Source organism: Anabaena sp. FACHB-1391, from assembly GCF_014696755.1.
In the GTDB taxonomy this organism is placed as follows: Bacteria; Cyanobacteriota; Cyanobacteriia; order Cyanobacteriales; family Nostocaceae; genus Dolichospermum; species Dolichospermum planctonicum.
In genome coordinates this window covers 1-6,741 of record NZ_JACJQS010000071.1, presented here as the reverse complement: position 1 = coordinate 6,741, position 6,741 = coordinate 1, and the positions used below count along the sequence as shown (strand labels likewise).

General features: G+C 40.0%; 7 protein-coding genes. All 7 read left to right on the top strand.

The genetic code is table 11. The annotated features are described in order from the left end of the window. Positions 1 to 296 precede the first annotated feature (296 nt). The 7 genes from H6F62_RS20095 (at position 297) to H6F62_RS20065 (ending at position 6,607) form a co-directional block, all read left to right on the top strand. Positions 297 to 1,313 (top strand): hypothetical protein, encoded by a 1,017-nt coding sequence (locus H6F62_RS20095; protein WP_190372816.1) that lies wholly within the window; start codon positions 297 to 299, stop codon positions 1,311 to 1,313. Between the two features lie 25 nt (positions 1,314 to 1,338). After that, on the top strand, positions 1,339 to 1,755 hold the full coding sequence (locus tag H6F62_RS20090) for a hypothetical protein (RefSeq protein WP_190372815.1): 417 nt from the start codon (positions 1,339 to 1,341) through the stop codon (positions 1,753 to 1,755). A gap of 387 nt (positions 1,756 to 2,142) precedes the next feature. Further along, complete coding sequence (gene lpdA / locus H6F62_RS20085) at positions 2,143 to 3,573, top strand: dihydrolipoyl dehydrogenase (RefSeq protein ID WP_137908408.1); 1,431 nt, start codon at positions 2,143 to 2,145, stop codon at positions 3,571 to 3,573. Between the two features lie 48 nt (positions 3,574 to 3,621). Next, the gene (locus H6F62_RS20080) at positions 3,622 to 3,903 is read left to right on the top strand and encodes a four helix bundle protein (RefSeq protein WP_199290849.1); all 282 of its coding nucleotides are present in this window, start codon (positions 3,622 to 3,624) and stop codon (positions 3,901 to 3,903) included. Positions 3,904 to 4,094: 191 nt separating this feature from the next. Next, a complete protein-coding gene (gene trpC / locus H6F62_RS20075; RefSeq protein WP_190372814.1) occupies positions 4,095 to 4,976 on the top strand; it encodes an indole-3-glycerol phosphate synthase TrpC in 882 nt (293 codons plus the stop codon). Between the two features lie 117 nt (positions 4,977 to 5,093). Then, positions 5,094 to 5,339, top strand: a complete 246-nt coding sequence (locus tag H6F62_RS20070; protein ID WP_137908406.1) for a DUF5340 domain-containing protein — start codon at positions 5,094 to 5,096, stop codon at positions 5,337 to 5,339. Between the two features lie 116 nt (positions 5,340 to 5,455). Further along, positions 5,456 to 6,607 (top strand): alanine--glyoxylate aminotransferase family protein, encoded by a 1,152-nt coding sequence (locus H6F62_RS20065; protein ID WP_137908405.1) that lies wholly within the window; start codon positions 5,456 to 5,458, stop codon positions 6,605 to 6,607. Positions 6,608 to 6,741 lie beyond the last annotated feature (134 nt).

Below are 6,741 nucleotides of genomic sequence, written 5' to 3'. Positions count from 1 at the left end.
TTTTAATGATATGTATTCTCATTAAGCTTATTTCTCTTTAATTGATCGTTAGTTATTATGTACTACTATCTCTGCTTTTTTGATCTGTGACAGTTCAGGGTGCGGAATGTGGGATAAAATCTTTAACCAAACTTTATTAAACCATTAAGTTTGTAAACTCTTCCGCAAGATTTCCTGATCAATTTACTTTTCGCCCTGATATTTCCAACCTAAATGGTATTTTATTGGTGATTTGTTTCGCATAGCAGTCTTATTTTCATACTGAAAAGCGAAATATAATTCTCAGGAGTAAGAGTTTGCAGAAAGCCATAATTTTATTTATGATGGTGCGAAGGCAACTGTTGCAGTTTAAGGGTATAACACTCTTGAGTTGTATTTGTTTCGCCAATTTTATTTCAGTTAATCTTGCATTGGCAGCAGATAATATAGTTGCTAAAAAACAGGGTAGTGAATTAATCACTAATAAATTTCCTGATCACAAAGAAGTGACAGTGAAAAAAGCAGAATCTACTTTTGAAAAACAACCACAGATAACTGCTCAAACAGATCCTTCTGTACCTAATAATAGCACTCCAATTGATGCTGATAAATTACGGCAGGATTTATTAATTCAACCTGTTTTCAAAGTAGTTCCCAAAAAACGGACTTACCAACCTTCACTTACTTTTGCTACTCCCAGCGCCTTCGGGGCTACTTGGGGTGACGTGTTTTTTGGAGGATCAGGAGCAACCACCGGTAAAGCTAGAAATCAACCAGACGGGAGTTTGAGTATGGGTTTTGGCTTAGGAGATGCCCGGCAAATTGGTTTAGAGCTTGGCTACAATATTGGTAGTATCAAAAATTTTGGGTACAACGGCACATTTGACCTCAAAGCTAACCACATTGTCTATGCTCAAGGTAATACTCAAATAGCTGCTGCGGCCGGCTGGAAGTCCTTTGCCCAGCACGTTAAGAGGGAAACAGTTAGACCTTCCAGTGGCTATGGTGTAGTTACAACTTACTCCCTATTGAGGCCTAATGATCCAGTCAATCAAATGCCTATCTCCTTTTCTTTAGGAGCCGGTGGTGGCGATTTCCGAAAAGACCCTGCTACTACTGGAGTATTTACTGGAGTAGGCCTACAAGTTCACCCCCAAGTAGGTATCGGTATGGGTTGGAGTGGAGTTGGTTTCAACATTGGTGCTTCCTTCGTTCCTATCCCTACCATTCCCATGATCATTAATGCCGTGGGTGCAGACCTGACAGATAATAGTCTAGGCGGTACAGTATTCGTTCTAAGTGTAGGCTATGGTTTCAATTTCTTACCTAAATAAACACTTCAATTCTGAGAAAATTCCCATGTTAAAAATCAGAACCTTGATTCTTGTCCTCAGTCTCACACCCCTTTTGTCGCTCAATTGGCAGCTACCAAGCCAAGCCCAAAAATCATCTAGTTTAGGTACAGGAGGCAGTCGAAGTGGTGGTGGCACAACTGGCAGCAGTGTTACTCCTTATTCCAATCCTAATCTTTCTAATCCTTTTAAAACACTTCCATCTCAAGCGCAGGTTTCCCCAGAATCAGTAGCGGCACTCACAAATGCCTTACTTGAGTTGAATACACCAGGATCTGTAAACACTGCTAAAGTGAACATTGCTATTCAAGCCTATAATGACATTATCCAACAAAGCAGTCCAGAAACTCTGCAAGCACTCTCACAAAATAAAGATTTCCTAGACACTGGTGCAATGCTCAAAGGATTAGCGCGTAACCTCTAAGCAGCTAATCGCTAACTTTCAGATACTTCAAACCTCATAGCTATTTAGAAAAATAACGGGGAGACAAAAAGAGCCTCTTCGTTATTTTTTCAATTTGAGAAAGTTCTTTGACACTTATTGATGAGTTGTGTGTATTATTAATTACAGTAAGTTAAGAAGATACTAAGTATAGCCAGAAAGAATAAAAATATGATATCGTCATGAAAGCATATTTAACCTATCTCCGATACTGTACTTCATAACAACGGGAAGTGCTGCATCTTTATCATGACAGTTACAAAATGTACTCTACCAAAACTTGTTCTAGAAAGACGGGTTTATGAACCCAAATTTTTGATAAAAAAGTTAACTTAAGAGAAAATAGGCCAAGAAAACGGGGAAACAAAAGTGAGTCCTGGATTTGATTACGATTTAGTGATTATCGGCGCTGGTGTAGGTGGACATGGTGCTGCCTTACACGGTATCAGTTGCGGTCAGAAAACGGCAATTATTGAAGCTGGGGATATGGGAGGCACTTGTGTAAACAGGGGTTGTATCCCTTCTAAGGCATTGCTGGCGGCTTCAGGAAAAGTGAGAGAATTACGTAACGCTCATCACCTCAAGTCATTGGGAATACAAATTGGTAGTGTTGAGTTTGAACGAGAAGCGATCGCTAATCATGCTAACAATCTCGTCTCTAAAATTCAAGGAGACTTAACCAACAGTCTCAAACGCTTGGGAGTTGATATTATCCGGGGTTGGGGTAAGGTAGCAGGTACACAAAAAGTCACCATTGCCACAGATAAAGGTGAGAAAACCATCACCGCCCAAAATATCATCCTTTCCCCCGGTTCTGTCCCCTTTGTTCCCCCTGGAATTGAAGTAGACGGGAAAACAGTCTTTACCAGCGACCAAGGCGTTAAATTAGAAACTCTCCCCAAATGGGTGGCGATTATTGGTAGTGGTTACATTGGGTTAGAATTTTCTGATGTTTACTCAGCTTTGGGTTGTGAAATTACCTTAATTGAAGCCCTAAATGAGTTAATGCCGGGATTTGACCGGGATATTGCTAAACTGGCAGAACGGGTCTTAATTAACCCCCGCGATATTGAAACCAAAGTCGGTATTTACGCCAAAAAAGTCATACCGGGTTCACCAGTAATCATTGAATTGGCTAACTTTGAAACTAAAGAAGATTTAGAAGTTCTCGAAGTTGATGCTTGTTTAGTCGCTACAGGCCGTGTTCCCGCTACCCAAAATCTTGGTCTAGAATCCGTTGGTGTTGACCTTGACCGCCGTAATTTTATTCCTGTTAATGATAATATGGCCGTATTAGCCAACGGGGAAGTTGTCCCACACCTCTGGGCTATTGGTGATGCTACCGGGAAAATGATGTTAGCTCATGCGGCATCGGCTCAAGGTATCATTGCTGTAGAAAATATTATGGGTCGTCAGAAAACTGTTGACTATCGCAGCATTCCCGCCGCTGCCTTTACTCACCCAGAAATTAGTTATGTGGGCTTGACAGAAACCGCCGCCCATGCTTTGGGTTTAAATGAAGGTTTTGAAGTTGCCACCACCAAGAGTTATTTTAAAGGTAATTCTAAAGCATTGGCGGAAAATGATACTGACGGCATGACAAAGGTGATTTATCGCAAAGATACTGGCGAGGTTTTAGGTGTACATATCTTTGGTCCCCACGCCTCAGATTTAATTCACGAAGCCGCAGCCGCTGTTGCTAATCGTCAATCTATCCAAACTTTGGCCTACCTAGTTCACGCCCACCCTACCCTTTCAGAAGTCCTAGATGAAGCTTATAAACGGGCGTTAGTTAGTTAATCGTTAGTTAATTAATCGTTAGTCAGTTGTCAATTGTCAATTGAATAAATGGCGAAATCCAACTTCGAGAATTTGCAAGTTTACCAATTAGCAGAAAAACTAGCTGATGATATTTGGAACATTGTTCTTCATTGGGAGGAATTTCCTAAAGCAACAATTGGTAAGCAAATAGTACGTTCTGTTGATAGTATTGGCGCAAATATTGCAGAAGGTTTTGGTAGGTATAACTTTCAGGATAATCGCCGTTTCGTCAGAATAGCGAGAGGTTCTTTAAATGAAACTAGACATTGGTTAAGACGGGCTTATAAACGAAATCTGTTAACAAATTAAGAAGTAAATAGGCTTAAACCAATTATTGAAGAACTTTCTCCTAAGTTAAACCCTTATCTTAACTCCATTGGCAATCTTTCAGGAAAAAAATCTGACAACTGACAACTGACAACGGACAACTAACAAGTAACAACTAACAAGTAACAACTGACAAGTAACAACCAACAACTGACAAGTAACAACCAACTAATATGCAAATTCGTCGTCGTTCACCTAGCCCCGTTATCAATATTTCTATAATCCAATATAAATCCGCTATAGAGGGTGCAGCACCAAATAATATTTTAGAAGAAATTGTTTGGTATAAAGAAACAGAAGTTGAAAAAATGCGGGAAAAGCTCCCTTTACGGGAATTGCAAACACAAGCCCTAGCTGCACCACCAACTCGTGATTTTGTCGCTGCTTTGCGTTATGGTAAAACTAATCCCGCTTTAATCGCCGAAATCAAAAAGGCTTCTCCGAGTAAAGGAGTATTGAGGACAGATTTTGACCCAGTAGCTATTGCTCAATCTTATCAAACAGGTGGCGCTAGTTGTCTTTCGGTGCTGACAGATGTTAAATTTTTCCAAGGTAGTTTTGAAAATCTGTCTTTAGTCCGTTCTACAGTGGATTTACCCCTACTATGTAAGGATTTTATTATCTATCCCTACCAAATGTATTGGGCGAGAATTAATGGCGCAGATGCAGTTTTATTAATAGCAGCAATTCTCAATGATCAAGATATACAATACTTTATTAAAATTGCTAATAACTTGAAAATGGCAGCTTTAATAGAAGTGCATAATTTAGAAGAATTAGATCGGGTTTTAGCTTTAGATGGTGTTTCTTTAATCGGAATTAATAATCGTAATTTAGAGGATTTTACTGTTGATTTACAAACAACTTCTGAATTAATGACAGCTAGAGGTGAGCAATTACAAGCAAAAAATATTCTGGTCGTCAGTGAATCAGGATTGCATCATCCAGAGGATTTAAATGTAGTTAAAACAGCAGGTGTATCCGCTGTACTAATTGGTGAATCATTAGTGAAACAACCAGATCCTCAAGTAGCAATTGTGAATCTGTTTGCTTAATTACAGACCATGATCTGCAATTATTTATTTTCTGTGTAACAACTAGTTAAGGATTAGCTAAACTTTGACTAAAAGAAAATTAAAAAATCCCTAAATTGCAACTTCACAATAAACTACATGGAGCCAATTCCTTTACCCTCTCCTATCCATTACGAACTGATACTTCAACTTTTGGAAAAGCAAACCATGACTTCTTTAGGTCAAAATCAAGACCTTCGCAATCAAGTCAATCAACTGATTATTACCATGCGAAAAGCTGCATCCCAACAAAAACGGTTAGAAGAAATTTTTCAGTCTTCCTCTATGGTGATTGATCACCGTTGGTCTATCAATCATTTTGCAGATAAAGTTGATTGCTCCTGAAGGTTTTTAACTACTATCCCTATAAAAGGATTCTAGTAGATTTTTTTTGTGTTTTTATCCCCTTTAAGGGTTAATTTGGATCGTATTGAAATTTTCAACTAGGACATAACACACAGATGGATAATAAATTGATGCTGATGATTCCAGGACCGACTCCAGTTCCAGAAGCAGCTTTACTAGCATTAGCCAAACACCCCATTGGCCACCGTAGCGGTGAATTTAGTAGTATGATGGGGGAGGTGACAGAAAACCTTAAATGGCTACATCAAACTACAAGTGATGTATTAATGTTAAATGTCAGTGGTACTGGTGCTGTAGAAGCGGGGATAATTAATTTCCTTTCCCCAGGCGATCGCATTTTAGTTGGTTCTAATGGTAAATTTGGTGAACGTTGGGTAGAAGTCGGTCAAGCTTTTGGTTTAAATGTGGAAACTGTCAGCGCAGAATGGGGACAACCTTTAGACCCAGACCAATTTGCAGCTAAACTACAAGCAGACACCAACAAGGAAATTAAAGCTGTAATTATTACCCACAGTGAAACCTCCACCGGGGTGATTAATGATTTAGAAACTATTAACCGCCACGTTAAAGAACATGGACAGGCCCTAATTATTGTTGATGCTGTCACCAGTTTAGGCGCTTACAACGTACCTGTAGACGCTTGGGGTTTAGATGTAGTCGCTTCCGGCTCTCAAAAAGGTTATATGATTCCTCCTGGTTTAGGATTTGTTTCCGTCAGTCCCAAAGCCTGGGAAGCTTACAAAACCGCAAAATTACCTAAATATTATTTAGATTTAGGTAAATATCGCAAAGCCACCGCCAAAAATACCACCCCCTTTACTCCCCCGGTTAACTTAATAGTAGCCCTACACACCACCCTGGGAATGATGAAAAAGGAAGGATTGGAATCCATCTTTACCCGTCATGAACGCCAAAAAAATGCCACCCGTGCGGCTATAAAAGCCTTAAATTTATCTTTGTTTGCGGCCGACGAATGTGCTAGTCCGGCCATTACCGCTGTAGCCACTCCAGGCATCGAAAGCGATAAAATTCGCTCTTTGATGAAAAAACGGTTTGATATCGCTCTAGCAGGTGGACAAGACCATCTGAGTAATAAAATTTTCCGCATTGGTCACTTGGGTTTTGTCAGCGATCGTGATATCCTTAGCTGTATCGCTTCCCTAGAGGTTGTCCTCCCGCAAGTTGGTCATGAAAACTTCACCCCCGGTGCCGGTATAGCAGCAGCAGCGCAAGTTTTTGGTCAATAGTCATTAGGCTGGTACTGGTACTGGGTAATGGGTAATGGGTAATGGGTAATGGGTAATGGGTAATGGGTAATGGGTAATGGGTAATGGGTAATGGGTAATGGGTAATGGGTAATGGGTAATGGGTAATGGGTAAT